Source organism: Gluconobacter sp. P1D12_c (assembly GCF_018812105.1).
Classification (GTDB): domain Bacteria; phylum Pseudomonadota; class Alphaproteobacteria; order Acetobacterales; family Acetobacteraceae; genus Gluconobacter; species Gluconobacter oxydans_A.
Window position 1 is genome coordinate 62,354 of the sequence record NZ_JACSIQ010000009.1, and the last position, 26,651, is coordinate 89,004.

20 protein-coding genes are annotated in these 26,651 nt (G+C 57.6%); 10 read left to right on the forward strand and 10 right to left on the reverse strand.

Annotation, left to right across the window (positions count from 1 at the left end; translation table 11 throughout):
- The first annotated feature begins 16 nt into the window (after positions 1–16).
- From dprA to KP705_RS11245, 5 genes are all read left to right on the forward strand, one after another.
- Positions 17–1,204, forward strand: a complete 1,188-nt coding sequence (gene dprA / locus KP705_RS11225) for a DNA-processing protein DprA (protein WP_215764455.1) — start codon at positions 17–19, stop codon at positions 1,202–1,204.
- Positions 1,205–1,224: 20 nt separating this feature from the next.
- Complete coding sequence (gene topA, locus KP705_RS11230; RefSeq protein ID WP_046900255.1) at positions 1,225–3,930, forward strand: type I DNA topoisomerase; 2,706 nt, start codon at positions 1,225–1,227, stop codon at positions 3,928–3,930.
- 97 nt (positions 3,931–4,027) lie between these two features.
- Positions 4,028–5,794 (forward strand): S41 family peptidase, encoded by a 1,767-nt coding sequence (locus KP705_RS11235; RefSeq protein ID WP_046900256.1) that lies wholly within the window; start codon positions 4,028–4,030, stop codon positions 5,792–5,794.
- Positions 5,795–5,820: 26 nt separating this feature from the next.
- Complete coding sequence (locus tag KP705_RS11240) at positions 5,821–6,162, forward strand: DUF1491 family protein (RefSeq protein ID WP_046900928.1); 342 nt, start codon at positions 5,821–5,823, stop codon at positions 6,160–6,162.
- A 142-nt stretch (positions 6,163–6,304) separates the two neighbouring features.
- On the forward strand, positions 6,305–7,453 hold the full coding sequence (locus KP705_RS11245) for an OmpA family protein (protein ID WP_046900257.1): 1,149 nt from the start codon (positions 6,305–6,307) through the stop codon (positions 7,451–7,453).
- A 140-nt stretch (positions 7,454–7,593) separates the two neighbouring features.
- Here the strand turns inward: KP705_RS11245 and KP705_RS11250 are convergent, their stop codons facing one another.
- Positions 7,594–8,313: a hypothetical protein gene (locus KP705_RS11250; RefSeq protein ID WP_235271733.1), complete on the reverse strand. Its 720-nt coding sequence runs from the start codon at positions 8,311–8,313 to the stop codon at positions 7,594–7,596.
- Positions 8,314–8,461: 148 nt separating this feature from the next.
- Here KP705_RS11250 and KP705_RS11255 point away from each other — a divergent pair, with 148 nt between their 5' ends.
- From KP705_RS11255 to KP705_RS11265, 3 genes are all read left to right on the forward strand, one after another.
- Positions 8,462–9,022 (forward strand): hypothetical protein, encoded by a 561-nt coding sequence (locus KP705_RS11255; protein ID WP_374195565.1) that lies wholly within the window; start codon positions 8,462–8,464, stop codon positions 9,020–9,022.
- 81 nt (positions 9,023–9,103) lie between these two features.
- A complete protein-coding gene (parE, locus tag KP705_RS11260) occupies positions 9,104–11,119 on the forward strand; it encodes a DNA topoisomerase IV subunit B (RefSeq protein ID WP_215764456.1) in 2,016 nt (671 codons plus the stop codon).
- Positions 11,120–11,121: 2 nt separating this feature from the next.
- The gene (locus KP705_RS11265) at positions 11,122–12,018 is read left to right on the forward strand and encodes a DMT family transporter (protein ID WP_203548184.1); all 897 of its coding nucleotides are present in this window, start codon (positions 11,122–11,124) and stop codon (positions 12,016–12,018) included.
- A gap of 19 nt (positions 12,019–12,037) precedes the next feature.
- On the opposite strand, the gene dld is transcribed toward KP705_RS11265, so the two are convergent.
- From dld to ileS, 5 genes are all read right to left on the reverse strand, one after another.
- Positions 12,038–13,753: a D-lactate dehydrogenase gene (gene dld, locus KP705_RS11270; protein WP_215764457.1), complete on the reverse strand. Its 1,716-nt coding sequence runs from the start codon at positions 13,751–13,753 to the stop codon at positions 12,038–12,040.
- A gap of 164 nt (positions 13,754–13,917) precedes the next feature.
- The gene (gene mutL / locus KP705_RS11275; RefSeq protein ID WP_215764476.1) at positions 13,918–15,780 is read right to left on the reverse strand and encodes a DNA mismatch repair endonuclease MutL; all 1,863 of its coding nucleotides are present in this window, start codon (positions 15,778–15,780) and stop codon (positions 13,918–13,920) included.
- Positions 15,781–15,819: 39 nt separating this feature from the next.
- Complete coding sequence (locus KP705_RS11280; protein WP_046900263.1) at positions 15,820–16,395, reverse strand: DUF3035 domain-containing protein; 576 nt, start codon at positions 16,393–16,395, stop codon at positions 15,820–15,822.
- A 49-nt stretch (positions 16,396–16,444) separates the two neighbouring features.
- Positions 16,445–16,957 carry a signal peptidase II gene (gene lspA / locus KP705_RS11285; RefSeq protein ID WP_080951423.1) on the reverse strand — a complete coding sequence of 171 codons (513 nt, stop codon included), beginning with the start codon at positions 16,955–16,957 and terminating at the stop codon, positions 16,445–16,447.
- Positions 16,957–19,803: an isoleucine--tRNA ligase gene (gene ileS, locus KP705_RS11290; protein WP_215764458.1), complete on the reverse strand. Its 2,847-nt coding sequence runs from the start codon at positions 19,801–19,803 to the stop codon at positions 16,957–16,959. Before ileS ends, lspA begins: the two co-directional genes overlap by 1 nt.
- A 219-nt stretch (positions 19,804–20,022) precedes the next feature.
- On the opposite strand from ileS, the gene KP705_RS11295 reads away from it, so the two are divergent.
- Together KP705_RS11295 and KP705_RS11300 are read left to right on the forward strand one after the other, a co-directional pair.
- Positions 20,023–20,988 carry a TraB/GumN family protein gene (locus KP705_RS11295; protein ID WP_046900266.1) on the forward strand — a complete coding sequence of 322 codons (966 nt, stop codon included), beginning with the start codon at positions 20,023–20,025 and terminating at the stop codon, positions 20,986–20,988.
- A gap of 89 nt (positions 20,989–21,077) precedes the next feature.
- Positions 21,078–21,857, forward strand: a complete 780-nt coding sequence (locus tag KP705_RS11300) for a tetratricopeptide repeat protein (RefSeq protein ID WP_046900267.1) — start codon at positions 21,078–21,080, stop codon at positions 21,855–21,857.
- A gap of 18 nt (positions 21,858–21,875) precedes the next feature.
- Here the strand turns inward: KP705_RS11300 and KP705_RS11305 are convergent, their stop codons facing one another.
- From KP705_RS11305 to KP705_RS11320, 4 genes are all read right to left on the reverse strand, one after another.
- Entirely contained in the window at positions 21,876–24,263 is a 2,388-nt protein-coding gene (locus KP705_RS11305) for a TonB-dependent siderophore receptor (protein WP_215764459.1), read from the reverse strand.
- 220 nt (positions 24,264–24,483) lie between these two features.
- The gene (locus tag KP705_RS11310) at positions 24,484–25,407 is read right to left on the reverse strand and encodes a bifunctional riboflavin kinase/FAD synthetase (protein ID WP_215764460.1); all 924 of its coding nucleotides are present in this window, start codon (positions 25,405–25,407) and stop codon (positions 24,484–24,486) included.
- Entirely contained in the window at positions 25,404–26,084 is a 681-nt protein-coding gene (gene mtnC / locus KP705_RS11315) for an acireductone synthase (RefSeq protein WP_215764461.1), read from the reverse strand. Before mtnC ends, KP705_RS11310 begins: the two co-directional genes overlap by 4 nt.
- A 9-nt stretch (positions 26,085–26,093) precedes the next feature.
- Positions 26,094–26,648 (reverse strand): acireductone dioxygenase, encoded by a 555-nt coding sequence (locus tag KP705_RS11320; RefSeq protein ID WP_215764462.1) that lies wholly within the window; start codon positions 26,646–26,648, stop codon positions 26,094–26,096.
- Positions 26,649–26,651 lie beyond the last annotated feature (3 nt).

Genomic DNA, 26,651 nt, shown 5'->3' on the forward strand with positions numbered 1-26,651 from the left:
GTATAGGAGCGAAAACATGACGACGTTTTCTGCTCCACCGTTCCGGTTGTCTGATCAAGAGCGACTCGACGCTATGCGTCTTGCTCGCACGCCGGGCGTGGGTCCGATCAATTTTTCCAGACTGATTTGCCAATATGGCAGCCCGACTGCGGCTCTTTCCGCACTTCCTGAACGGATGCGTCAGGCTGGTCGCCTGGATCTTCCGGTTATTCCATCGGCTAACCAGATGGCCGATGAAGTTGAAACCCTCCGGAAAATGGGTGGAAAGGTTTTGATCCGGGGGGACGCCAATTATCCCCTGATGCTATCCTTCATCAAAGACGCTCCACCTGTGCTCTTTGTTCAGGGAGATCCAGCTAAACTCTCTCTGCGCTCTGTCGGCATTGTGGGAGCACGCAATGCTTCTGCTGCGGGCATTCGCATGGCCGAGAGCCTCTCTGCCGAGCTGGCAGACTCGAAAATCTGTGTTGTGTCAGGTCTGGCTCGTGGGATCGATTCGGCGGCTCATGAGGCAGCCCTTTATCCCGGCCTGACGACGGCAGCTGTCGCTGGAGGGTTGGATCACGTGTATCCGCCAGAAAATGCGAAGTTACAGGCCAGTATTGCCGAACGCGGGTGCCTGGTGACAGAGGCGCCATTGGGTACCGTTCCCCAGGCGCGGCACTTTCCTCGCCGCAATCGGCTGATTGCCGGGATCTCTCTCGGATGCGTTGTTGTTGAAGCCGCACTGCATTCCGGAACGCTGATTACGGCCAGTCTGGCGATCTCATACGACAGGGAACTCTATGCCGTTCCCGGCTCGCCACTTGATCCCCGGTCTCGCGGCGGCAATGAGCTTTTAAGGCGCGGAGCGACGCTCACGGAAAATGTGCAGGATATTCTTTCTTGCCTCCCTTCCGAGCTCCCGGCTCCCCTTTCACCTCCATGGGTAAAGCAGGCGCACCAACCTGGTATTTTACAAGGCTTTTCAGAACCTTACACAGCATGGAATGTGAGTACGGAGGATCACTGGGAAGACCCAGATCTTGTACTATCTGAGGTGCTTCCGCTTCTCTCCATGACACCGGTAACAGTTGACGAGGTGATGCGCCGCTGCCAGTTCTCCGTTTCGGCAGTACTGTCGACAATGACCGAGCTTGAGCTTGGGGGTGTCGTGGAGTTCGTGCCCGGCGGGCGCGTGGCGTTACAGCCGAACAGGAAGTGACGCGGAAGACCGGAGTGGCAATGACAGACGTTGTGGTAGTCGAGAGCCCATCAAAGGCCAAGACGATCAACAAGTATCTGGGAAGCGGGTTTACCGTTCTTGCTTCCTTCGGCCATGTGCGGGATCTCCCGCCCAAGGACGGGAGCGTACGCCCGGACGAGAACTTTGCCATGAGCTGGCAGACGGACGACCGGGGCGCAAAACAGATTGCGGCCATTGCCAAGGCTCTCAAAGGAGCAAAGAACCTCTATCTGGCTACTGACCCGGATCGCGAAGGTGAAGCAATCTCGTGGCATGTGCGCAGTGTCCTTGAAGAAAAGAAGCTCCTGAAGGGAATCGACGTTCATCGCGTCACCTTCAACGAAATTACAAAATCTGCCGTCACTGCTGCGATGGCTGGCCCACGGGAGCTGGATCAGCCCCTGATTGACGCTTATCTGGCCCGTCGTGCGCTGGACTATCTGGTGGGCTTTACGCTGTCGCCAGTGCTTTGGCGTAAGCTGCCCGGCAGCAAGAGTGCCGGCCGCGTGCAGTCCGTAGCGCTCCGCCTCATTTGTGAGCGTGAAGCCGAGATCGAGGTTTTCAAGCCGAAGGAATACTGGACCGTTACTGGCGGGTTCAATACTCCGGCGAAAGCCGCTTTTCAGGCGCGCCTTACCCATCTTCGTGGTGACAAACTCGACCAGTTCGATCTCAATAACGAACAGCTGGCCTTTGAGGCTCGTGACATCGTACAGGCCGGTCAGTTCACCGTTCGCTCTGTCGAGCGCAAACGGACAAAGCGCAACCCACCGCCGCCATTCACGACCTCTACGCTTCAGCAGGAAGCCTCCCGCAAGCTTGGCATGAGCGCGCAGACAACGATGCGCACGGCCCAGCAGCTTTATGAGGGCGTAGATCTTGGTGGTGAGACGATCGGTCTGATCACCTACATGCGAACCGATGGCGTCACGATGGCCAAAGAGGCAATCGGCGCGATTCGCGGGCATATCGGCAAGGCGTTTGGGGACGAGTACGTACCGGATTATCCGCGCGCCTATTCGACCAAAGCCAAGAACGCGCAGGAAGCGCATGAAGCCGTGCGCCCTACGGATGTGTTCCGCACACCTCAACAGGTCGCTCATGCGCTGTCTCCTGAACAGCGGCGGCTGTATGAACTGGTCTGGAAGCGCGCGGTGGCGTCACAGATGCAATCTGCCGAGCTTGATCAGGTTGCAGTCACCCTGGCGGATGCCAGCGGACAAACACTGCTTCGAGCAACGGGTTCGACGATTGCGTTCGACGGCTTCCTGAAGCTTTACATCGAAGGCAAGGACGATTCGAAGGCGGAAGACGACGACGGCAAGCTGCTTCCTGCCATGAAGGAAGGGGACCGCGTCGCGACGACGGCTATTGACGCTGAACAGCACTTCACCCAGCCGCCTCCGCGCTACTCCGAAGCGTCTCTGGTCAAGAAAATGGAAGAGATCGGCATTGGTCGTCCTTCCACCTATGCCTCTGTTCTGGGCGTTCTGCGGGACCGTAACTACGTTCGACTGGAAGCCAAGCGCTTCCTGCCGGAGGACCGCGGACGCCTTGTCACTGCGTTCCTGACGTCTTTTTTCGAGCGTTATGTCGATACCGGCTTCACGGCGTCTCTTGAAGAACAGCTGGATGACATTTCCGGTGGCCGGGCTGACTGGCACGACGTCATGGCAGCCTTCTGGCATGACTTCTCGGCAGCCGTAGATCAGACAAAAGATCTGAAAATCTCAGACGTCATTGACGCTCTGGATGAAGATCTGGGCGATCACTTCTTCCCGCCCAAGGAAGACGGTACTGATCCTCGGGTCTGCACATCCTGCGGCACAGGCCGTCTGGGGCTGCGTCTTGGCAAATTTGGCGCCTTCATCGGCTGCTCCAACTATCCGACCTGCCAGTTCACGCGACGTCTGGTCGCTGATGACGGTGCGGATGAGGGGCTCAAGGACGGCATCAAGGTTCTGGGCCAGCATCCGGACACCAGTGAGGACATCACCATTCGTCGTGGGCCCTATGGACTGTACGTCCAGCAGGGGGAACCTAACCCGGAAGACAAAAAGGCTAAGCCCAAGCGTACAACCATCCCCAAGGGGCTGGACGGCAACACCATGACCATGGAGCAGGCTCTGGGACTTCTGTCCCTACCCCGGCTGGTTGGCATGCATCCGGAAACTGGGGAAAAGATCGAAGCCGGCCTTGGACGGTTTGGCCCCTATGTAAAAATGGGTGCGATCTACGGCACGCTGGACAAGGACGATGACGTTCTGACGGTTGGGCTGAACCGGGCAGTCGACAGCCTGGCGAAGAAGCTCGCCTCCATCCGTAACCTGGGAGCACATCCCAAGGACGGTGAGCCGGTCATGATCCGCAAGGGTCGTTTTGGTCCGTATGCGCAGCATGGCCAGTTGATTGCCAATCTGCCCAAAGATCAGGACATGAACGACATCACGCTCGACGCTGCGGTGGCACTCCTGGCTGAGAAGGGCAAACCTCTGAAGGGGGGCGCCAAGAAGACCACGGCGAAGAAGGCTCCTGCCAAAACGGCAAAAAGCAAAAAAACTTCGGATGTGGATGCAACTTCTGGCGAAGAAGCTCCAAAGAAAAAGACGACCCGCGCCACAACAAAAACTTCGACGGCGCGGAAAACAGCCGGATCCGCAACAAAAAAGCGGAAAACGGCAGCAGACTCTTCCTCGGAAGCCTGAAGCGTTACTCTGGAGGGGGTGTGACCTGGTTGCACTCCTTCCAACAATGTCATTGGTGTGTCTTTACCGGGGCTGAAGTTTGTGGCGTGGTCAAAAGATGGATGGGGTAACCACTTCCTTCTTTCCGCCTCTCCTCAAGGACCCCTCTTTGCGCCATGCCGCACGTCCCATGATCCTGTTTCTGTCGCATATTCGCGAGACGGCGTGCCGCCCGGTTCTTATCCTAAGCCTTCTCACACTGGCACTAGGAGGGGGTATCCAGCCTGCTCTGGCCCAGACGCAGGCCACGCCATCAAGCACCACACCTACAGCACCTGAAGCCGCTCCGGCCTTTTCTGGTGGAATGACCAGGGACGTTCTTGTCGCCGCCCTTGGGTTTCTGGCGCCGCGCACCCTTGATGCCCATTCCGCAAGGGAATTCTGTATCTGGGGACTGGATGGGCTAACGGCGATTGATCCCACCATTATCGTGACAACGAACCCTGCTGAGGATCGTGACGGTCAGCATATTCCTGAAACCGTGACAATCACGCGGGGGCAGAAGGTTTTCTTCAAGCATCCCCTCCCAGCCGATACCAGCCGAACCGGATGGGCCGATCTTGTAACTGCCGCCATGGGCGCTGCCTGGTCCCACTCATCCACGATCCGGGAGGCGGGTGATGATGCCCTGCTTCAAGGGTTCTTTGATGAACTGTTCAACCACATGGACCCGTATTCACGGTATCTGGGACCGACCCCCGCGGTTGCGGACAGAACACGCCGGACCGGCCAAAGCGGCACTGTAGGCCTGACGCTGGGACAAAAAGGTCATTCGATCGTTGTGACGGCTGTCAATGCCAATGGACCGGCCTGGGAGGCTGGGGTGGACATGGGACAGCGCGTGGTCTCGGTGAATGGAAAATCTACGCACGGACAGTCCCCTGATACCGTCCAGAGCTGGCTGGACGGCGATGAGCGCACAGCCGTATCTCTGGCCTTGGCTTCTAAGGGAAAACGTCCGGCGACCTTGAAGCTGATGAGAGCACAGGTTCCGCCCGAGACTGTTTTTGCATCTACGATGGATGCCTACACGCTTTTGAGGATCACTTCCTTTTCGACCCAGACGGCTGAGGAAATCAGCCAGTATCTCGACCAGGTGGTGGAAGATGACACACCTGATGGCCCTGGTGCCACGCAGGCAGCAGGCAAAGCGAAGCGCCCTGCGGGGATTATCATTGATCTGCGCGGGGATCGTGGCGGCGTTCTTCAACAGGCTGTTACGGCTGCCGCCCTGTTCCTTGATCATGGCGTAGCAGTCACGACGCATGGCCGCGATCCTCAGGCCAATCACATCTGGGCCGTTCAAGGCGGCGACATGACAAGTGGAGCGCCGATTGTCATCCTCGTGGATGGTCGCACAGCAAGTGCAGCGGAAATTCTTGCCGCAGCCTTGGCCGATCATCGCCGCGCCGTCGTCATTGGCAGCGAGACCTTGGGCAAGGGTCTGGTTCAGGTGATTGGCCAGATGCCCAATGGCGGCGAACTGTTCGTGACATGGAGCCGCAATCAGGCCCCGCTGGGTTGGCCCATTCAAGGTCTGGGCGTCATGCCTCAGGTTTGCACCTCCCGGGGGAGCGACGACCTGCATGCCCAGCTTGACGCTCTAAAAAACGGGAATGCCCCGCAGGCAGGCGCCGTTCAGATGGCTCGGGCAGCGCGCTACCCTGTTCCCGTTGCCCGAATTCTGGACATTCGACGTCATTGCCCGGCAGCGATTGGGACAGACGCAGACATGGACACGGCAAGATTCATGCTGTCTTCTGCTTCGGCCTACAAGGCAGCGCTTGAAGCTGTCCCTGACGAAAATACCGCACCTCTGCACTAACTTTTCAGGATATGGACGGAACTTTCATGGGTGCACGTTTAAAAACAGGTCTCTGGGTGCGCGCCGTGATGCGACGGATTTCTTCCGACGGCACGTCCGCCATGGTCCTGAAAAAAGGTGATGAGGATGCGGGAGCCGTCCTGATCGTTCTCAGGGACCGCGACGACAATGTTGCCCTCCTCCGTGAAAATGGTTCGGACTGGATTCGGGCGGACGTTGAAGGTGCTGCCGGACTGGAAGACTATCTGGAACGCCAGCGTCGTTATGATCCGGACCTCTGGGTCATTGAACTGGAAGTCCGGAATGTGGCCACGCCACTGGAACGAACACTCGGTTCGCGTCGCGCAGATCTGGACGTGATGCACTGAACTGTGGGAGGGAGGACACACTGGGCGACGAACATGCCCATTGTGAAACTTTCGCATCACCCATTAAAGGGTTCGGCGCGTTGCCATCGCCTGTAGTTTCGGCAAGAAGACTTTCAAATTGGGTTGGTTGGAGAGAAATGACATGATGCAGCGATCCGTTTTCAGGACCTGGCTTGCCCGGGCCGGGCTCACTGCAGGCGTTTCGATGCTGGTCATGGGGGCCGCAGAGGCGCAGCCGGTCAGGGGACTGTACGTTTCCGGGTCTGGCGGCGCGAGCTTCAACCAGGATCAGACAGTCCGTCTTTCTCCTGTCTTCCCGAGCGGCCGTGACCACTATCAGGCAGGCGTCACGGGACTCGGCAGCGTTGGCTGGGGCCTTGGAAACGGGTTCCGGGTCGAGGTTGAGGGAAATTACCGCAACAACCGTCTCCAGCAGTTCAAGAGCAGCCTGTTTCCGTCTTCTGTTGGTGGTCGCCAGCAGAGCTACGGCGTAATGGCAAATGCCCTGTTTGACATGGATATCGGGCAGTCCTGGGTTTATCCGTATTTCGGCGCAGGTGTAGGCTACGGCTGGCAGTCCATGAACACCTATGTTCATGCGCCCAGCGGTGCATTCGACCAGCACGTCACGGGTACGGCAGGAAACTTCGCCTATCAGGGCATCTTCGGTCTGTCCTTCCCTGTTCCCTGGGTGGTTGGTCTCTCTGCCACGACAGAATACCGTTTCTATTCCCTGCTTGGTCCTAACGGTCATCACGCTACGGCAACAGGCGTTTACGGCGGCTGGGATCAGAAGCAGGCTTATGGCTCTTCCACGGGCAACCGCGATACCCGCACGAACTTCAATCACTCGTTGCTCCTAGGCCTGCGTTACGAGTTCAACCCGGCTCCGCCGCCTGCACCACCGGCTCCGGCAGTGATCGCTGCGCCAGCGCCTGCCCCGACACGCACGTATCTGGTCTTCTTTGACTGGGATTCGGCTGCTCTGAGCGAGCGTGCGAAGTCTGTGGTGGCTGAAGCTGCCAAGAACTCCACGTCGACCCAGGTTACGCATATTGAAGTCAGTGGATATACGGACACATCTGCTGCACAGCCAGGCCCCCGCGGTCAGGCTTACAATCTGGGCTTGTCCCAGCGTCGTGCTGAGAGCGTGAAGGCTGAGCTGATCCGTGACGGTGTGGCAGCTGGCCTCATTTCCACGCAGGGCTTTGGCGAGACTCACCCCCTCGTTCCGACAGGCCCGAATGCTCGTGAGCCTCAGAACCGCCGCGTTGAAATCGATTTCAAGTAAGGTTTAGCCTTACGTTTTAAACGCTCTTGAAAGCCGGCACCCAGTCAAAGGCGCCGGCTTTTTTTATGTCTGATCCGGTAAAAACGACACAAAAAAAGCGGGGATAAACCCCGCCTTTTTCGTCACGAAGATTAAGAGCTTCAATGCTTGCGACGTGTCGTCTGACGCGTAGCTGTCTTCTTTTTCGTAGTGGTTGTAGCAGCCTTCGGCGTTGGTGCCGTAACAGCAGGCTTGGCAACAACAACGCCGGTCGCGTCCACAGTGATGTGTACAACGAGGTGTTCGCGCTTCTTGCCACCACCTGGGATCAGCTCCGCCGTGAACGTGTCTGCACCAGCATAGGCCGTTGCAGGGGTATAGTTCACGTAGGTGTGGCCATCGTAATTGTAGAGGAAAGCCTTGCCGTGTGACGGCGCAGGATTCACACCGAAAGAGGAATAGCTGCTGCCAAAGGATTTCTGCACGGAGATCGCACAGAGGCCATCGTCACTGCGAACGGTCATGTCCACGTTCATCGTGCCATCAGCGGCGGTTGTGACCGGCGAGACGTGGCAGACTGCAGAAACCTTCTGGTAGCCGAAGGGGTTCGGCGTCACAGAGCGTTGAACGATCGCCTGCTGTGCGCAGCCGGAAAGAAGCAGGGAAAAGGCAAAGGCCGATCCCAGGGTAATGACGGAACCTCGCAGGCGCACGGTCAACTCCAACGCTCGTGACAGACTTAATGCCGCGCTTCCCGCGACAAGATAGACGTTCGCATGTAGAACAGGACGAGGGAGGGTGAAAGCCTGTCCGTCTCCCTTAAGCGCACTTTCAGGGCTTTTTTTGCGGTCGGCGCGATAAATTACAATTGAGAACGCCAACGCCCATTTTCCGCCACGAAATTATGTTGCAGGTAAAGAGCTTGCCGCACGTTTCTCACATGCGGATTCATCTTTCCGCGGGCCGCAAGCCCGGATTATGCTGTCTGTCTGTTTCCGGCCATCAGTCCCGGCCTTGTGGAGTTTGTCGATGCCTTCGTTTTTCCGTCGTTCCTTCGTCCGTCTGGCTGGTGCTGGCCTGGCGTGCACAACACTGTTCGCCGCTCATGCCACGCCAGCTTTCGCAGCTGAGTGCGGCAACTCCCCAGCTCATGAAGCTTTTGACGTCGCGGGCCTGAAGTCCGAACTGATGGTAACGGCTCTCTCCTGCAAGTCGCAGGATCGCTACAACGCATTCGTTGCCAAGTTCCGCCCGTCCCTTCTGGACGCGGAAAAGCGCCTTGATGGCTATTTCCGCACCACATACGGTCGCCGCGCTCAGGCAGCTCATGATGATTACATTACGCAACTGGCTGATGTGCAGTCTCTTGGCGGCCTGAAGTCCGGCACGGTCTTCTGTGAACAGCGCACAGCTATGTTCGATGAGATCGATGCACTCGAAAGCGCGTCTGATCTGGCTCACTACGCAGAAGCCAAGGACGTAGCGCAGCCTGCCTCCTATGAGAGCTGTGCAGCACCTGCCACGGTTGACCGTCGTCCGCGCCATGGCACAACCAAAAGCACCACGACCCGCCGCACGCACCGCGCCTGATCTGCTGCCGGAAGTCAGTCGTTCTGTTCCGTCCGGAAGCGTTCTCTTGACGTTCCGGACTGGGGCGGCGACAACGCAGACATGAGCGATCTGTTCGAGTCAGGCAAAGCAGGAAATACCAAGGCGACTGGCGGCCGCAAAGGCGCCGTCAACACGGATTATGGCGCACAGGATATCGAGGTCCTTGAAGGACTGGAGCCTGTTCGTCGTCGCCCTGGAATGTATATCGGTGGCACGGATGATAACGCCTATCATCACCTTGCCTCCGAAATTCTCGATAACGCCATGGATGAAGCCGTAGCCGGCCATGCCAGTAGCATCGAAATGCGACTGGAAGGCCCGCGGACACTCATGGTGCGCGATAACGGCCGTGGCATCCCAACGGACCCTCACCCCAAATTCCCGGATAAATCCGCGCTGGAAGTGATCTTTACGACGCTTCATGCGGGCGGAAAATTTTCTGGCAAGGCGTATGATACGTCTGGCGGCCTGCATGGTGTCGGCAGTTCGGTTGTCAACGCACTCTCCGAGAAGCTCGAAGTGGAGGTCGCCCGGGACCGGGTACTTTATCGGCAGGATTTCTCCCGTGGTGTGCCGCTTGGCCCTTTGGCCGAAGTCGGCAAGGCTCCCAATCGCCGAGGCACCACGGTCCGATTTTCGCCGGATCCGGAAATCTTCGGGAATCTTCATTTTTCCGCATCCCGCCTGTACCGGCTCTGCTGCTCCAAGGCCGCCCTGTTCCGTGGCGTCATCATTCAGTGGAAATGTGATCCGGAGCTGATCAAGGCTGGCGACGAAACACCAGTTGAAGCCACGATCCAGTTTCCGAATGGTCTGGAAGATGCCCTGATGGCAGAACTCGGTGCCAACCCTGATCTGTTGACGCCACTTTGGGCCGGAGAAGCTGAGCTGCCTCTGGCAGCCGACGGCCGGACAGGTGGCAAGGTAGAGTGGGCTGTCGCGTTTCTGGAAGCTGGTACATCCACACTCACCTCCTACTGCAACACGATTCCCACGCCGCAGGGCGGAACGCATGAAGCGGGCTTCCGAGCCGCTCTGGTTAAGGGTTTCCGTTCCTGGGGGGACCAACGGAAGGTCAAACGCGCAGCAGCGATTACGGCTGAAGATGTTCTTGGCGCCGTTGCGGCCAAGCTTTCTGTCTTTATTCGTGACCCGCAGTTTCAGGGCCAGACCAAGGACAAACTGACCAATCAGGAAGCCTCGCGTCTTGTAGAAGGCGCCCTGCGTGACCGAATCGACCATTGGCTCGGCGGGAACCCGCAGCAGGCCGATAATCTTCTGGCATTCCTGGTGGAGCGCGCTGAAGAGCGTTTGCGCCGTCGTGAAGTCAAGGAAACAGCGCGGAAAAGTGCAACCCGCAAACTGCGCCTTCCCGGCAAGCTGACAGACTGCACCCGCGAGAATGCCTCCGAGACCGAACTGTTTCTGGTCGAGGGCGAATCGGCCGGTGGCTCTGCGCGCCAGGCACGTGACCGGGAAACGCAGGCTGTTCTGCCACTGCGCGGCAAGATCCTTAACGTCGCCTCCGCCACCGCCGACAAGCTGCGCGGGAATCAGGAACTCCGTGACCTGACGGAAGCTCTTGGCTGCGGTCTGGGGGCGTCTTTCGACATCAGCCGGCTTCGCTACGGCCGCGTCATCATTATGACAGACGCAGACGTCGACGGTGCGCATATCGCCTCCCTTCTGATGACGTTCTTCTATCGCGAGATGCCGGAACTGATCCGTCATGGGCATTTGCATCTGGCTCAGCCGCCGCTGTATCGCCTGACGCATGGGGCAAAGACGGTCTATGCGATGAACGATCAGGACCGTGACAAGCGCATCAAGGCGGACTTCAAGTCCAATGCAAAGGTCGAAGTGTCCCGATTCAAGGGTCTGGGCGAGATGCCTGTGAAGGACCTCAAGCAGACGACGATGGACCCTGCACGCCGGACGCTTCTGCGGGTTGTTGCTCTTCCTGAGGATCGCGCGCTGACAAGCGAACGCGTGGAAAGCCTCATGGGGCGCAAGCCGGAACTCCGATTCCGCTTCATTCAGGAGCACGCCCGTTCCGTCGAAGATCTTGACGTCTGAACGTGACCACTGGTGTGCAGCCTGTTGAAAAATACGGACAACTCAAGGCGGTAGGGCTCCTGATCGGAGGGATATCCTCCTTCCAGATCGGCGCCACGCTGGCGAAGGGGCTTTTTCCGCTCTTTGGTCCGACCGGGATGGTGGGGCTGCGTGTCTGTATGGCCGCGCTTATTCTGCTGGCCATCTGGCGCCCGACTCGCATGACCCTGACACCAGCTGCCCTGAAGCTGCTGGTGCCTTATGGCGCGTCTGTCGCGGTCATGAACTTCTGCTTCTATGTGGCGCTGGTTCGCCTGCCACTGGGAATCGTGGTTGCACTTGAATTCACGGGCCCGCTGACGCTCGCACTTGCTGGGTCACGTCGCTGGCTCGACCTGTGCTGGGTGCTCTTTGTAATCTCTGGACTGTATCTGCTACTGCGCCCAGAGACGGCAGCCGTTGCCGGATCTGCCCATGCTCTGGATATATTCGGAGTCTGTGCAGCACTCCTGAGTGGCTGCGGATGGATCGTGTACATCCTCACAGGCACACGCATGGGGAAGATCCTGGATGCGGGGCAAGCAACGACGCTGGGTATGGCAACGGCGGGAATTTTTCTTCTTCCCTGCCTGATCCCCACAATTCCCACCGTCATCACGCATCCCTGGCAAGGTGGAGCGGCCCTCAGCGTGGCCGTTCTCTCCTCAGCCGTGCCTTATATTCTCGACATGATGGCCATGCGTCGCCTTAGGCCGAAAGACCTTGGGATTCTGCTGAGCATGGAGCCCATGCTCGGCGCCGTTTCAGGCTGGATCTTTCTGGGCGAAGCGCTGTCGATCACACGATGGGCAGGCGTTCTGTGCATCGTTGTTGCGTCTCTCGGCAACGTTCTCACAGCCCGGAAAGCCACTCTGCACTGACCATCCGGGCAAAGGATAATCAGACGCTTTCAGCAACCCAGTTCCGGCGTTTGGTGGCTTTGCCAATACCCGGATTGAAACAGTTGCATGGATCCAGACTGCGATAGTGTTCGATCATCTCTTCCGGCGCATCGTAAAGATGACCAACGTTATGCTCGGCAGGATAACGGGCGCCCCGGGCTTCCAAACCTGGCAGCATGGAGTGTTCCACGGCCATGGCGTTGTAGCCCTTTTTCACCACGTAATCCTGATGCATCACGTGGCAGAAGAAGTGGCCGTAGTAGAGTTTGACGATAAGCTTGTCTTCAATCTCTTTCGGCAGGGTTTCAAACCACTCCCGGTCATTTCGGCGCAGCGCCACATCAAGAGCAACAATGTCTTCTGCCGTCTTTGAATGAACGGCACGATAACGGATGGCTGCTCCGGCTGCGGCAAAGCGATGAAGGAACGCCAGCTTGCCTTCTTCCGGGGTGCAGGCAAAGAAATCGCCAGACGTTTTTGAGTGCCATTCTTCAAGATACGCTTTGACGGGCGCTGCAAGCTCCGCCGATACCTTGAGCATGAGATGATGCTCGAAACGATCCCGGAAATCACACATGCGTGCTGGGAGCTGCTTGGGAATGACCTTGCTGAACGCCTGAAGCAACAGGTCACTCAGGTGGCCTGAAATGCCCGGGATGCGCTGTACGGCAATATCAAACCGGGATTTCAGACCGAAAAACGTGGGCAGGAACCGTGTGCCCATGTAGCGAATGATGGCTGTCGTGTCCTTGCCATACACTTCGGCAATATTGAACGCGTCGCGGTGGATATATTCCCCGGCGATTGGCAGCTCGTCGAAGCTTGTGAGGATATGGCGGCGTAGGTCTTCCAGATCCTGCGTGCTGTTGGTCCCGATGTAGAACACCGCTGGATTCTTATTGGCCTTGAAGGTGTCGAGGCGAACGGCAAACACAACCAGCTTCCCCGCGCATCCAGCGGCTTCATGCCAGCGGTTGGGATCCGCATTAAAGCGTGCAGGCGTTTCAGCATCCACGTCCCGCACATGCTGGGCGTAACCAGCGTCATGGCCGCGGCCTGCGTTCCAGTCGATAGCGCTATCCGGAAGTTGCCCAGCCTGGACGGCAGAAAGAATCTGCTCTGGATCACCTGCAAGGCGGATTCCCAGATGGTTGACGAGATGCAGTTTCCCATCTGCCCCCATCTGACCGAACAGGGCCATTTCCGTGAAAGCAGGCCCGCGCTGGACCAGAGCGCCGCCGGAATTGTTACTCACACCCCCGAGAACAGAGGCACCGATACAGGATGAGCCAATAACCGAGTGGGGCTCGCGGCCAATCTTGGCGAGCTTTTCTTCCAGATCATGCAGGGTCGAGCCAGGAAGACAGACAACCTGCCGCCCCTCACCGATCAGGTGGATGCCATCCAGCCGGTTCGTGCTGATGATGACGATCTCGCGGTCGTAGTCATTGCCGTCTGGTGTAGAGCCACCGGTCAGGCCAGTGTTAGCGGCCTGCATGATGATGATCTTGCCGCTTTCAGCACAGAGCTTGGCAGCTTTCCACAGTTCAACAAGGTTTCCCGGCTGCAGAACGGCCAGCACATCGCCGAGCCCAAACCGGTATCCTTTACGGAAGCGATAAGTCGCGTTGGGCTTGGTCAGAACATGACGACGGCCAACGATCGAACGAAGGGCATCAAGGAAAACCGTGTTCCTGCTGGAGCTGGCCGGCATGTCTGTATTCTTCCTTCAACGTTTCTGGCGTTGCTACCTTCAAAGCGCAGCCAGCGGACTCCATGGTTCCAAAATTTACGCCTGTTCAGCGACTGGTTACAGACACACCCGCAAGAGCACGCCGTCCATGCCTCAGATCAAGCAATGGGATCACAATCGGGCGACTATTTAATACGCCCGAAAAGACGCTCGATCTCGCTACGCGTCAGTTTTAACCAGGTTGGACGGCCGTGCGAACAGGTATTGGCGCGCGGAGTACGCTCCATTTCCCGCAAAAGGGCATCCATTTCTTCCGGTTTCAGGCGTCGGCCCGCGCGAATGCTTCCATGACAGGCCATCCGGGCCAGAATGGCATCCAGACGATTGGAAAAACTATCCGTATTGCCAGCATCAAGATCCGGATCATTGGCGAGTTCATCCGCTACATCCCGCAGAAGGCCCTGAACGTCCTTTGTGCCGAGAAGGGCGGGGACTGATCGAAGCAGCACACTCCCTGCGCCAAAGGATTCGAGGTCTATCCCCAGTCTGGACAGATCTTCAGACCTTGCCAGCAGAGCCTCAGCGTCCCGTCGGGGAAGGTCCACGACTTCAGGCAGAAGAAGAGCCTGAGACCGTAAAGTTCCGCTGGCATATTGCTCTCGCAAGCGCTCATGAGTCAGACGCTCATGAGCCGCATGCTGATCCACGAGAACCAGATCCCCATCAGGGGCAACGGCAATAATATATGTGTCAAAGACCTGAGCCACCGAAGCGCCGAGCGGAAAAGAGGCGTCAAGATGCTCTGGGACAGGTTGGGGCGCACGCGCAGCCGGCGCAAAACCGGCTTCCTGTTCAGCAAACCCCGATCGATCGGGAGCGAATGGCGCTGCCTTTGGCACACTTAAGGGCAACGATGCTGCTGACTCTGCCCGGAACTCATTGAAAGAGGGCAGTTCAACAGGAACGTCTGGCCGCGACGGATAGGAAATTGAAGGACGCGCTGGACGTGATCCAAAGCTGGCGTGGATTCCGCCTCCGCCGCTAGACCCATGCCCGAGTGCCCGACCCAAACCGCCAATAACGAGTGCCCGGACTTCAGCTTCATCGGCAAAGCGCAGTTCCGTCTTGGCAGGATGTACGTTCACATCCAGTCGCTCCAGAGGCACCTTGAGATGAAGAGCCATCACCGGAAAACGCCCCCGCTCAATGACGGGACGATACGCCACACGGATGGCTGTCCGCAGCATGGGATCTGTAACCGGGCGGTGATTGACCATGATGAACTGACCCGAACCGGTAGCCTTGGTTTTGGCAGGGCCACATGCAAATCCGGACAGGCGTATATGGCCGCGCTGTTCATCAAGCGGGATCAGCGTGTCTGGTGTTGTCTCCAGAACCGTTGCCGTCCGGGCGATAGGGCTCTGTTCGGGTAGGTCAAACAGGACCTTGTCGTCCAGCGTGACGCGCATGGCGCAATGCGGCGCGCTCAGAGCCAGACGCCGCATGACCGATTCGGCATGACTGTTTTCAACACGCGGGCTTTTAAGAAATTTGCGTCGCGCAGGGGTGGCGAAGAACAGATCCGTAACCACAATCCGTGTGCCCACCGGACCGGAGGATGGGTGCGGCGGCGTGATAACGCCTCCATCGACACGAATGCACCAGGCCGTGTCAGATTCGGCTGTTCGGGATGTAATGGAAAGGCGCGCGCTTGCCCCAATGGATGGCAGGGCTTCTCCACGGAAACCAAGCGTGCGGATCTGAACGAGACGTTCGTCCTGCAATTTGGATGTGCAATGGCGCTGGACAGCCATGTCCAGCTCTTCCGGCGTCATGCCGCAACCATTGTCGGTGACATCAATACGATCTGTGCCGCCAGCGCGAAGGGCGACCACAAGGCGTGTGGCGCCAGCATCAATCGCGTTCTCGACAAGCTCTTTCAGAGCCGCAGCCGGGCGTTCAATCACCTCACCCGCCGCAATCAGATCAACAACATGACCTGAAAGCCGACGGATAACCGGGCGTGCAAGGGAATTTTTCTCAGACAGGACGGTGACTCACAATCCTGAAGGCAGGGAGAGTGCTGTTTACAGCACGCCCAGAAAGTGACCGCTCTTTTTCTTGACGGTCGGGGTAGCGCCTGTTGCAGGGTTGCGCCCCAGAGCCGAGTTCTCACGAATACGGCGGTTTTCAGCGTCTCCGTCGACCACCGAGCCAGCTTGGCCGCCCTTCCAGAACATCAGGTTGTCAACAAAGCCCGCATCGGCAGCACCGAGTTCGGCATTGTTGGGAGCACCCGAAGCCTTGTCCACCTCGCCCACCAGCGCGGACTGGCCGCTGCTGTTTTCACCGTTAAACGGGTGAAGGGCTGCATCCGGAGACAGCGTTTCAAGAGCCTGCATCCGCGGGCTCTCGTCCGGACGGTGCGCGTCGGCAGCACCAGGAAGCTGCATCTTCTCTGTAGGCGGCATAGACAGCGGAGCACGCGTCGTGACGGTGTATTCGTCTGGCATGTAGCGTTCCATGCCGAAGGCCCGCTCCAGATCGCTGCCTGAGCAACCAGACAGCATCAGGCCGAATGAAGCAATTGCACCCATCTGTACGCTGAGACGGGCAACTGGAAGACGGTTACGGCGCATTGAGGGACCCTGGGACGCGATCATGATGGGATAGTCCTACAGTCCACACAGCGTGGGGGCAAGCTCCCCTTGCTCACTGCGGCTGGCTGTTACGTTCAGCAAGAAGAGAGTCGATCAGCCAGACGGCCACTCCACACACAATACCGGCATCGGCAATGTTGAAGACATACCATGACCAGCCGAAGGCATGAGCATGGAGGAAGTCTACAACAGCGCCGTACCGCAGGCGGTCAATGACGTTACCGATGGCGCCGCCTGCGATGGCCCCGCAGGCGCCGGCAACCAGTGTTCGGCGCGTCTTTGTCATGGTCCAGACCAGCAGGCAGACAGCCAGCAGCGAGACCGTGCAGAAGACCAGAGGCCCTTTGCTGCCCAGACCACCAAACATTCCAAACGTCACGGCATGGTTCCAGACCATAGTGAAGTTCAGGAATGGGAGGATCTGAACGGACCCTTTCTCCGGCAGATTATAACCGTAGAGAATCCAGTCTTTGCTGGCCTGATCCAGCACGAGGACCAGAACCAGCAGGGCGAGCCCAAGAACCAGCCGCCCCATACGGCTCATACCTTCCTGCCAGAGGGACATCAGGCACTCACCACACTGACGCAGCGACGGCACAGGGCCGGATGCTCGGCATTTTCACCCACATCCGGAAGCACCTTCCAGCAACGGGCACATTTGTGGCCCGGCGCACGCTCGACTTCTGGGCCACCGTGAACTGTTTCGCCCGGAAGAAGCTCGATCTCCGCGTGGGACGTGATGAGCAGCTCTGCCCAGTCAATTCCGGTAAGAGACGCTGCCTCTTCCTGTGAGATCGGAAGCGTCACACTGGCTTCCAGAGAGGCGCCGATGACGCCATCACGGCGGGCTGTTTCCAGCTCGGTCGTGACAAGGCGGCGGTAAGCGCGGATCTCGTCCCAGTTGGCGCCCAGTTCCGGGTTGTTCCACTCGGCCTCAGGCTCAAAGAACTGCTCCAGATGGATGCTGCTCTCTTCACCGAAACGGGCGCTCCAGGCTTCTTCTGCGGTGAAGACCAGAACGGGTGCCAGCCAGGTGCAAAGCGCACGGTGCAGTGCATCCAGAACCGTGCGGGAGGCGCGGCGCGTCAGATCAGAAGGAGCGTCGCAGTAGATCGCGTCCTTACGGATGTCGAAATAGAAGGCGGACAGATCCGTCGTGCAGAAACCATGCAGGGCCGGATAGACACCCACCCACTGATGCGTTTCGACGGCCGTGCTGATCAGGCCGCGCAGTTCCGAGAGGCGGTGCAGGATATACTGCTCCAGCGGCGGCATTTCAGCGTAGGAGACAGCCTCTTCTTCCGTGAAGCCATCCAGCGCGCCCAGCAGCCAGCGCAGGGTGTTGCGCAGGCGACGGTACAGTTCGCCCTGCTGCTTCAGGATCTCGTTGCCGATGCGCAGATCTTCGTTCGTGTCGGAGTTCAGCACCCACAGGCGCAGAATGTCAGCGCCCAGTGAGTCCGTGACGTCTGCCGGGGCAATGACGTTCCCGAGGGACTTGGACATCTTGCGGCCCTGCTCGTCCAGCACGAAGCCGTTCGTCACAAGGGCTTTGTAGGGGGCGACGCCACGTGTGCCGACGCTTTCCAGCAGGGATGACTGGAACCAGCCGCGATGCTGATCAGAGCCTTCCAGATAGACGTCTGCCGGGAAGTTCAGGCCTTCCTGCCCCAGAACAAACTGATGCGTGGAGCCGGATTCAAACCACACGTCCACAATATCGAAGACCTGTTCGTAATCCGCCGGGTCACGGTTTGGACCAAGGAAAACAGCCGGGTCTGTGTCGTACCAGACGTCCGCACCCTTTTCGTGGAAAGCCTTGACGATCCGGTCCATGACGTCTGCATCACGCAGAACTTCACCGCTCCGCTTCTCGACGAAGACGGCAATCGGCACGCCCCACGCGCGCTGACGGGAGATGCACCAGTCCGGACGCTGCTCGACCATGGAGGTCAGGCGGCGACGGGCGGCCTCAGGCACGAAGGTGACAGGATCAAGCGCTTTGAGAGCCTTCTCGCGCAGCTTCGTTTCCCCATCCATCGCGATGAACCATTGAGGTGTGGCGCGGAAGATGATCGGCGCTTTGGAGCGCCAGGAATGCGGATACGAATGACGGATCTTGCTGCGCGCCATAAGACCGGTCGCTGGCGCGTCGTCATGTTCAGCGGACTGACGGGCTTCCGTCAGCAGATCGCAGACCGGGTCAGCCGCTTTGAAAACATGGATGCCTTCGAGATGCGGAACCCATGACGCGTAGCGACCGTCATCCTGCACCAGTTCCGGCACTTCAATGCCGAACTGGCGGCAGACGATAAAGTCATCCTGACCATGAGACGGCGCCATATGAACAAGGCCCGTACCAGCATCTGTCGTGACGAAGTCGCCCGGAAGCATCGGCACGTCATATTCGTAACCACGACCACGCAGCGGATGCGCGGCAATAGCACCTTCCAGCGCGCTGCCGGGCAGCGTGTAAAGAATGTGATGCGCACTGATACCGGTTTCAGCGCAGAAGGCCTCAACACGGTCTTCCGCGATCAGCAGACGCGCGCCCTGGGGGACAACGCTGGCTTCCGTGATCTCGTCAGCACGCAGAACCACGTAAGTGATGTCCGGACCATAAGCGAGCGCGCGGTTGGCTGGAATGGTCCAAGGCGTTGTGGTCCAGATAACGGCTGAGACGCCATCAAGGGCGTCCCCCGGCGTCGGGTCCTTGATGATCGGGAAGGCAACGAAGATCGTGGTGGAATCAACGTCGTGGTATTCGATCTCGGCTTCGGCCAGCGCGGTCTTCTCGACGGGGCTCCACATAACAGGGCGTAGACCCCGATACAGACCGCCATTCAGCAGGAACTTGCCGATTTCTCCAACGATTTTGGCTTCAGAGCTGTAGTCCATCGTGACGTAACGATTGGCCCACTCGGCCTGAACACCGATGCGTTTGAAGTCTTCCGCCTGCTTGCTCACCCACTCGGCGGCATATTGGCGACACTCTGCACGGAACTGAAGCAGGGGAACCTGATCCTTGTCCTTGCCAGCCTTACGATACTGTTCCTCGATCCGCCATTCGATCGGCAGACCATGACAGTCCCATCCCGGCTGATAGCGGACTTCGAAACCGGACATACGATGCGCACGGTTGATGACGTCTTTCATCACCTTGTTCAGCGCATGACCAATGTGAATGTGCCCGTTGGCATACGGAGGGCCGTCATGCAGCGTGAAGACCGGGCGTCCCTTCCCTTCCTCACGGATTTTCCCGTCCAGATCCATGGCCGCCCAGCGGGCAAGCGTCTCAGGCTCACGCTTCGGCAGGCCACCCCGCATGGGGAAGCCGGTGCGCGGCAGGAACACAGTATCGCGGTAGCGGTCCTGCTGTTCTTTGAAGGTCGTATCGGACTTGTCGGACATGGGACGGGCCAACTTTGGTCATTCACACAAAATAAGGGGGACCATATGGAGATTGGGCGGGGATGTGGTCAAGTCTTCTGAGGGTAAACCGCGTCATGTTCTGCCAAAAACGCTGTTATTCAGGCCTTCAAGACAATTGAATGACAGGTCTGGTCATGGATTGTTTCAGGGGCAGAAGCATGATCTGTTTTGGCAGAAGATCTGTACAGGGGCATTTTCATGAAGACATTCTGGCTGGCTGCGATCCTGGCGATTGCTCCTTCTCTCGCGGTAGCACAGGCCCCTCGTTGTCCGGCGCCGGCAGCTGTTCCGTCCAAATCTGATCTGCCTCATCTTCTGATGACATCCCAGGACCGCGGTTTTCTGTGGAAAGCCACGAAAGATGGTCATACGTCTTGGCTGTACGGCACTGTTCATGCCTCTCGCGAAGAATGGCTGATGCCTGGGCCGCTCATACGGTCCGCCATCCTGCGAAGTCAGGCTGTTGCGCTTGAACTGAATCTGCAGGATCCCCAGACACTGGCAGCCCTTCGCAAACCCGAAGAACCAGCCAACCGTGAAAAGCTGATTGCTTCCGGGCGGAAGAAAAAACTCGATGCCCTGGCAGATGAACTCTGCATTCCCACGGCAGGCTTTGCCACTACGGCAATCGGCCTTGAAGCGGCCGGGCTTAGCGCGTCAGCTGCGCGCGCGGATGGATATTATCCCGATTATGCCGTCGACTTTGTCCTTCAAGGAATGGCTGGCAGCCTGAAAAAAGAAGTTATCGCTCTCGAAGATATTCAGACACAGCGTAACCTCCTGATCTCCCCGAAACTGTCCGAAGAAAATGCCTTCATTGATGAAACCATCAAGCAGATTTCGTCGGGGGAAGCGCGGAAAGATGAAGATCAGTTGATTGCGATGTGGGGACGCAGCGATCTGACGCGACTGAACCAGTACAAACAATGGTGCAAATGTGAGCGGACACCACAGGAGAAACGCCAGACGTTCCACATGATTGATGAGCGAAATGCAGCGATGGCCCAGAAAATTCTGACCCTTCATGATTCTGGAAAGTCCCTGTTCGTGGCAGTTGGGTCTTTACACATGGCGGGCCCACAAGGACTTCCTGCGCTTCTGAAAAAGGACGGCTTCGACGTTCAGCAGATCGTACCTGCGCTTTCGGCAAATACATCGCTTTAAACAGCTGGCGCTTTGCTTGAACGACCTGGGAAGCTAAAGTCCGGCGGCAGTATTTTCTGCATTCGGACAGGGCGAATGGTGACCCCGGCATGAAGCGCGTTTTCAGGAAAATATTTCCCCGCCCACCCGAACGTGAGGCAGCCCCTCTGCTGCCGTCTCATATCGAGATCATCCGTGAGAAAGCCCTGAAAGGGCACCATCTGGAAATCGTCCAATGGGGACAGATCCTGCTGGAGAGCATTTATGTTCCCAAAGACCCTATCGGAGCACTGGAATGGTTTACCATTGCCGCAAAGGCTGGGTTCGGACCGGGGCACAATATGCGGGGCCGGTGCTTTCAATTCGGCTGGGGATGCGAAAAAGACCTTCAGGAAGCCGCCCGGTGTTATACAGCAGCGGCTGAAGCTGGAGACGAATGGGGCCGCTATAATCTGGGCATTCTGACCATGCGGGGCATCGGGCAGCCCCAGGATCTGCCTAAGGCGCTCAATCTGTTTCGAACAGCGGCGCATAACGGCCATGCCAAATCCATGAACCTGTATGCGCGTTTTCTGGAGGAAGGCTGGGTTGTGCCCCAAGACCGCGCGGCAGCCTTGGACTGGTATCGGAAGTCAGCAGAAGGTGGAGATTACCGGGGGCAGCACAACTATGCGACGGCGCTGGTGGATGCTGGCCAGATTGACGAAGCGCTGGGCTGGTGGCGCAAGGCTGTTGTGGAGGCCACGTCTGATATTCTTCTGGCGATGAACAAGAAGCTGGCTCTTCTGGGAAACAAAAGAGACCAGGCTCTGGAAACACGAGTTCAGGATCGTCTGAAAGAAATGGGCGTACCGCCCTCCACCGAGGACGCAAAAATCAGGCCGGAATAATCCGGCCTGACATGAGGCTCAATAATTGGCCGAAATATTGGCCAGGAAGGAGCGACCGACTGCAGGTGTTGCGCGGTCAGAGAACAGGTTGCTGTAGTTCAGGCGGTTATCGAGGTTGTAGCCATTCATGGCGATCCGCCAGTGCTTGCCGAAATTATGGGAAATCACGGCATCCCACTCCATGGTGGCAGGAACACGCGCCGTATTGGCGGCATTGAGCCAAACCCCGTCGCGCCATGTCAGCCCGCCACCAAACGTCAGGTTCCAGGGACGATTGGGAGCGATGGTGTAGGTGGACCAGATGGTTGCCGAATTTTTCGGCGCGTACTGAATACGCTTGCCAACGTCCGCAGCCGTCAGGGAGCTGACTGTGGTTGCGTCGTAGTAGGCGTAGGTGCCGATCATGGTCCAGTTCTTCAGGATCTCACCGGACACACTGAGTTCGACGCCCTGATTGCGCTGCCTGTCGCTGGAGGATGAGACTGTGCCGGTTGCAGCATCCGTCATGAGGGCATTGCCCTTTTCAAGACGGAACACAGAGGCCGTAAAGCCCATACGACCATGGAATGCATTATACTTTGCACCCAATTCGTAGAGGCTGCTGCGCTCCGGACTGAAACCTTGCGTTGAGGATTTCAAGGGCTCCGAACTGTTGGTCACATACAAGCCCATAGGCGTCGTGGACTGAGCCCAATTGAAGTAAACCATGATATTACTGGTTGGCGTGTACATGAGACTGACGTTCGGATTGAACGTATCCTGTGTCTGACCATACGAAACACCGCCGCCTGTTGTGCCGCCATTTGCTGAATAATGGCTGTCCCAATGGTCCCAACGGAAACCACCACGCACCGAGAACCACGATGCCAACCAGATCTGGTCGGAAAAGAAAGCACCGACGTCTGTTGCATCACCAGTCTTGTACAAAGCATGACCAACGCCAGAAATATTCACGAGGTTGGAGCTGTATTGGCCAAGAGAGCCGAGCAACAAGCCGGACTGTGTTGAAGAAGGATGAGTTAGGCTGGTTGTGTCTGTTCGGGTGCCATTCTGACCATTGAAATTATATGCATAATTCGTCCGCCGGTCGTACACATGCTCGATATCAACACCGGCAACGATCTGGTGGCGAAAACGGCCCGTAGAAAATTTGGCGACGCCTGAAAAGACATCCTGAACAGACCAGTCATTCTGCTGATAGGGCTCAGGACCACCGAGATGACCGCGTCGATTGATCTGTGCAGCAGCAGGATTGGTAAAGAATTCTGTGGCGCACGTCGTGTCACATCCCGGCTGGGATGCTGAAAAATACCTGCTGTACATGCCCCCACGAAGATCGTTGTAGAGCGTGACGTATTTATTGAGGTCGAATTTCAGGCGCCCCGTCAGCATGTCCACGTTCGAAGCATCCTGATCGTAACTCGTTCCATACCAGTTATTACGGTTCAGGCCATATTCAGTAGCGGGTTTGGCAATGGCCGTTCCAGGCTTCGTGATGACGGGTACGCCGTAATCAGGAACACGATTGTCGGTCTGATGAAAATATTCCAGCGTAAAAGTCGTACGTTTGCCCAGGCCAAAAGCGATGGAGGGCGCGATACCCCAGCGATGGGAATATACGTCATTCCGGCCGACGGTGTTGTTCTCATTTCCCATGCCCGTAATACGAATGGCCGTGGATTCACCGATTTGTTTGTTGAAGTCGAGCGTACCGCGTGCGTAATCGCCGGAACCACCAGACAGGCTGGCACCGTAGCTATCACCCAGATGGGCGACTTTTGTCGTGATATTGATGGCGCCCCCGGTTGTGCCATTACCAAACACTTCCGAGGACGGCCCTTTGATGACCGAAATATGGTCATAATCGAAGCTATCCCGGGTATAGACACCAAAATCTCGTAAGCCGTTTTCGTAAATATCGTTCTGAGCCTGGAAACCACGGATGAGGAACTGGTCTCCCGCCATTCCACCTTCGCCCTCTCCGACGGACGCTGTGATGCCAGGAACATTGCGCAGGGCTTCATCAAGGGATTTGACGTTCTGCTGCTCCATCAGGACTTTAGGCACAACGTTGATGGTCTGCGGTGTATGCAGAACATCATCCGGGAGGCGGCTAATGCCCATCGGCGTCTGCAGAATGTTCATCGGCGAACCGACGACATGCAGGTGCTCGGCCTCTGCGGCGCTGGCCTCCACACTACTGGCTTGCTGAACATCAGAATGCGGCATTGGAGCCGTAGTTTTCGGTGTCTCCTTGGAAACAGATGTTGCGTTGCGCCGCCCTTGTGAATGGCGCGTTTTGTGATGGTGCGAGGTGGACTGGGCATGGGCGGCCGTGCCCACCAATGTCAGACCAGCGGCAAGAGAAAGTGGCCCAAGGGGCCGGATGGAATGTTTCGGGTGCATCGCATCACGATCCTGCAAAAGGATAAAAGCGATTGCCCTTAAAGCGACAATGAGAATGATTCTCAATATAGGAAGACGAGAATTTTACATCTTTCGTCATAAATTAGACATTAAGTGATATAATTAACACAGAGGACACCCTATGGATGTGGGCATAAAAAAACAGGCTGTTCCGTACGGAACAGCCTGTTGGAAGGCCCATCAAAAAATGATGCGGGTTTTAAATCCCTAGAAGACCGCGCGCCTGTTCGGCATCCTGAGCAATCTGGGCTTTGAGCTCCTCGAGCCCCGTGAAGCGCTTTTCATCTCGCAGCAGAGCAATCAGAGCGACACTCAAAGTCTTCCCGTAAAGGTCTTCCGAAAAATCAAAGAGATGGACCTCAAGACGGCTTTCCTGCCCGTCGTTGATCGTCGGGCGGCGGCCAATATTTGCCACTCCGGGGATGACACGCCCATCTGGCAGCGTCACCTGAACGGCATAAACTCCGCGTGCGGGTTCGAGATGCTGACGGAGGGGAATGTTCGCTGTGGGAAAGCCCAGGAGGCGCCCCCGCTGATCTCCATGGATAACCGGCCCGACGATCGACCATGGCCGACCCAGTTCCAGAGCTGCCCTTTCAGGATATCCTTCCTGAAGGAGACGACGAATACGGCTGGATGAGATAGGGCCGCCCTCATCCACGAACTGCGGCACAATCGTCAGTCCGACGCCCCTTGGCGCCAAAAGCGCTTCCAGATCGTCAGTGTTGCCGGTTCTGCGGTGACCGAAGGCAAAATCTGCACCACAGGCGACGTGACGAACACCTAGAGACCGCAGAAGAACATCCTGAACGAAGGATTCAGCGCTTAACCGTGAAAACTCTTCGTCGAAAGGAATCTGGAAAACGTGCGACACACCCTGCTCTTCGAGAGCCTTGGCGCGAACATCCGGGAGCATGAGCCGACACGGCGGGTCCTGAGGGCGAAACAGCTCTCTGGGATGCGGATCGAATGTCACGACGGACAGCGGATGGTCTGGACGTGCGGCACGGAGGCTATTCAGAAGGTGCACATGCCCGCGATGAACGCCGTCAAAATTCCCTAGAGCGGCAACTGTACCAAGGGCGCCCTTCGGGATATCCCGCCAATCAGTGTGCAGGGTCATGCGGGGAGACTGAACTTCTGGGTAACGTCATTCAGATCTGTCGCGTGCGGTACGCCTTCATGCGGCACTGTCTGATCCTGTGGCCGTACGAGCTGACAGACCTGAAGGCCAGCTTCCAACGCAGCATCCAGTTCTGCTCCGATGTCAGAAAGGAAGAGAATATCTTCCGGCTTCAGGCCGCAGGCTGCCGCAATTTTTGTGTATGACGCCGCGTCTTTCTTCCCACCTGTGGAAAGGTCGAAAAAGCCGTCGAACAGGGACGTCAGGTCACCCTGCTCTGTGTAGCCATACAGAAGCTTCTGGGATGGAATGGAGCCCGAGGAGTACACCGCGAGACGCAGGCCGCCCTCAGACCAAGCCTTCAGGGCTGGAGGAACGTCTTTGTAAAGATCTGCACGGAGCGTGCCATCTTCAAAACCCTGCCGCCAGGTGATGCCCTGAAGTGTTTTGAGGGGAGCCGCTTTCTCGTCCTTGGCCATCCAGTCCTGACAGACCTTCAGCGGATCTTCTCCAGGATGGGAGATGGCAATATCTGCTCGTGCGGCCACAACCTGCGGGTTTGTGTGGTCTTCGATCAAAGCCGGAAGGGCCTTGGCCGCATAAGGGAACATGACGTCCCGAACGAAAGAGATCGGCAGTGTCGTGCCTTCGATATCAAGCAGGACGAGACGGATCATGTCGGACTTTCAGGAGGGAATGGAGACGTCTGCGGGGAAACGCTCGGCGATGTCATCGCCTGTATATTGGGCGATCCACCCGGTTGTGTCGGTGAAAACGCGCAGAGCGACCACATCCGGGGATGGGCCAGCATCAAACCAGTGCGGAATACCTTCCGGCACAGAAATCAAGTCTCCGGCCGTGCAAAGAACCGAATAGATCCGACCGTGAATGTGCAGGACGAAAGCGCCCTGACCATGCACGAAGAACCGGACTTCATCTTCGCTGTGCGTATGCTCCGAGAGGAACTTCTTGCGCAACTCCGGCAGATTGGGTGTGGACGCATTGATGCGCACCACGTCTGCACTTCCTGCGCCCGTTTCACCCATCAGGGTGTCGAGGTAGGGGCGATACGCGTCCAGAATTTTGTCCGTCGTCGCATCTTTTGCAGGCGTGACAGGCGGCGTCCAGCGTTCAAAACGGATGTTGTGCGGGCGCAAGGTCTCGGCGATTTCCCCGGGGGTGGTGACGTCGAGAAGGATCGTTTCGGGGCTATCGTCCCGATAGACAGTCAGTCTGCTCATGGT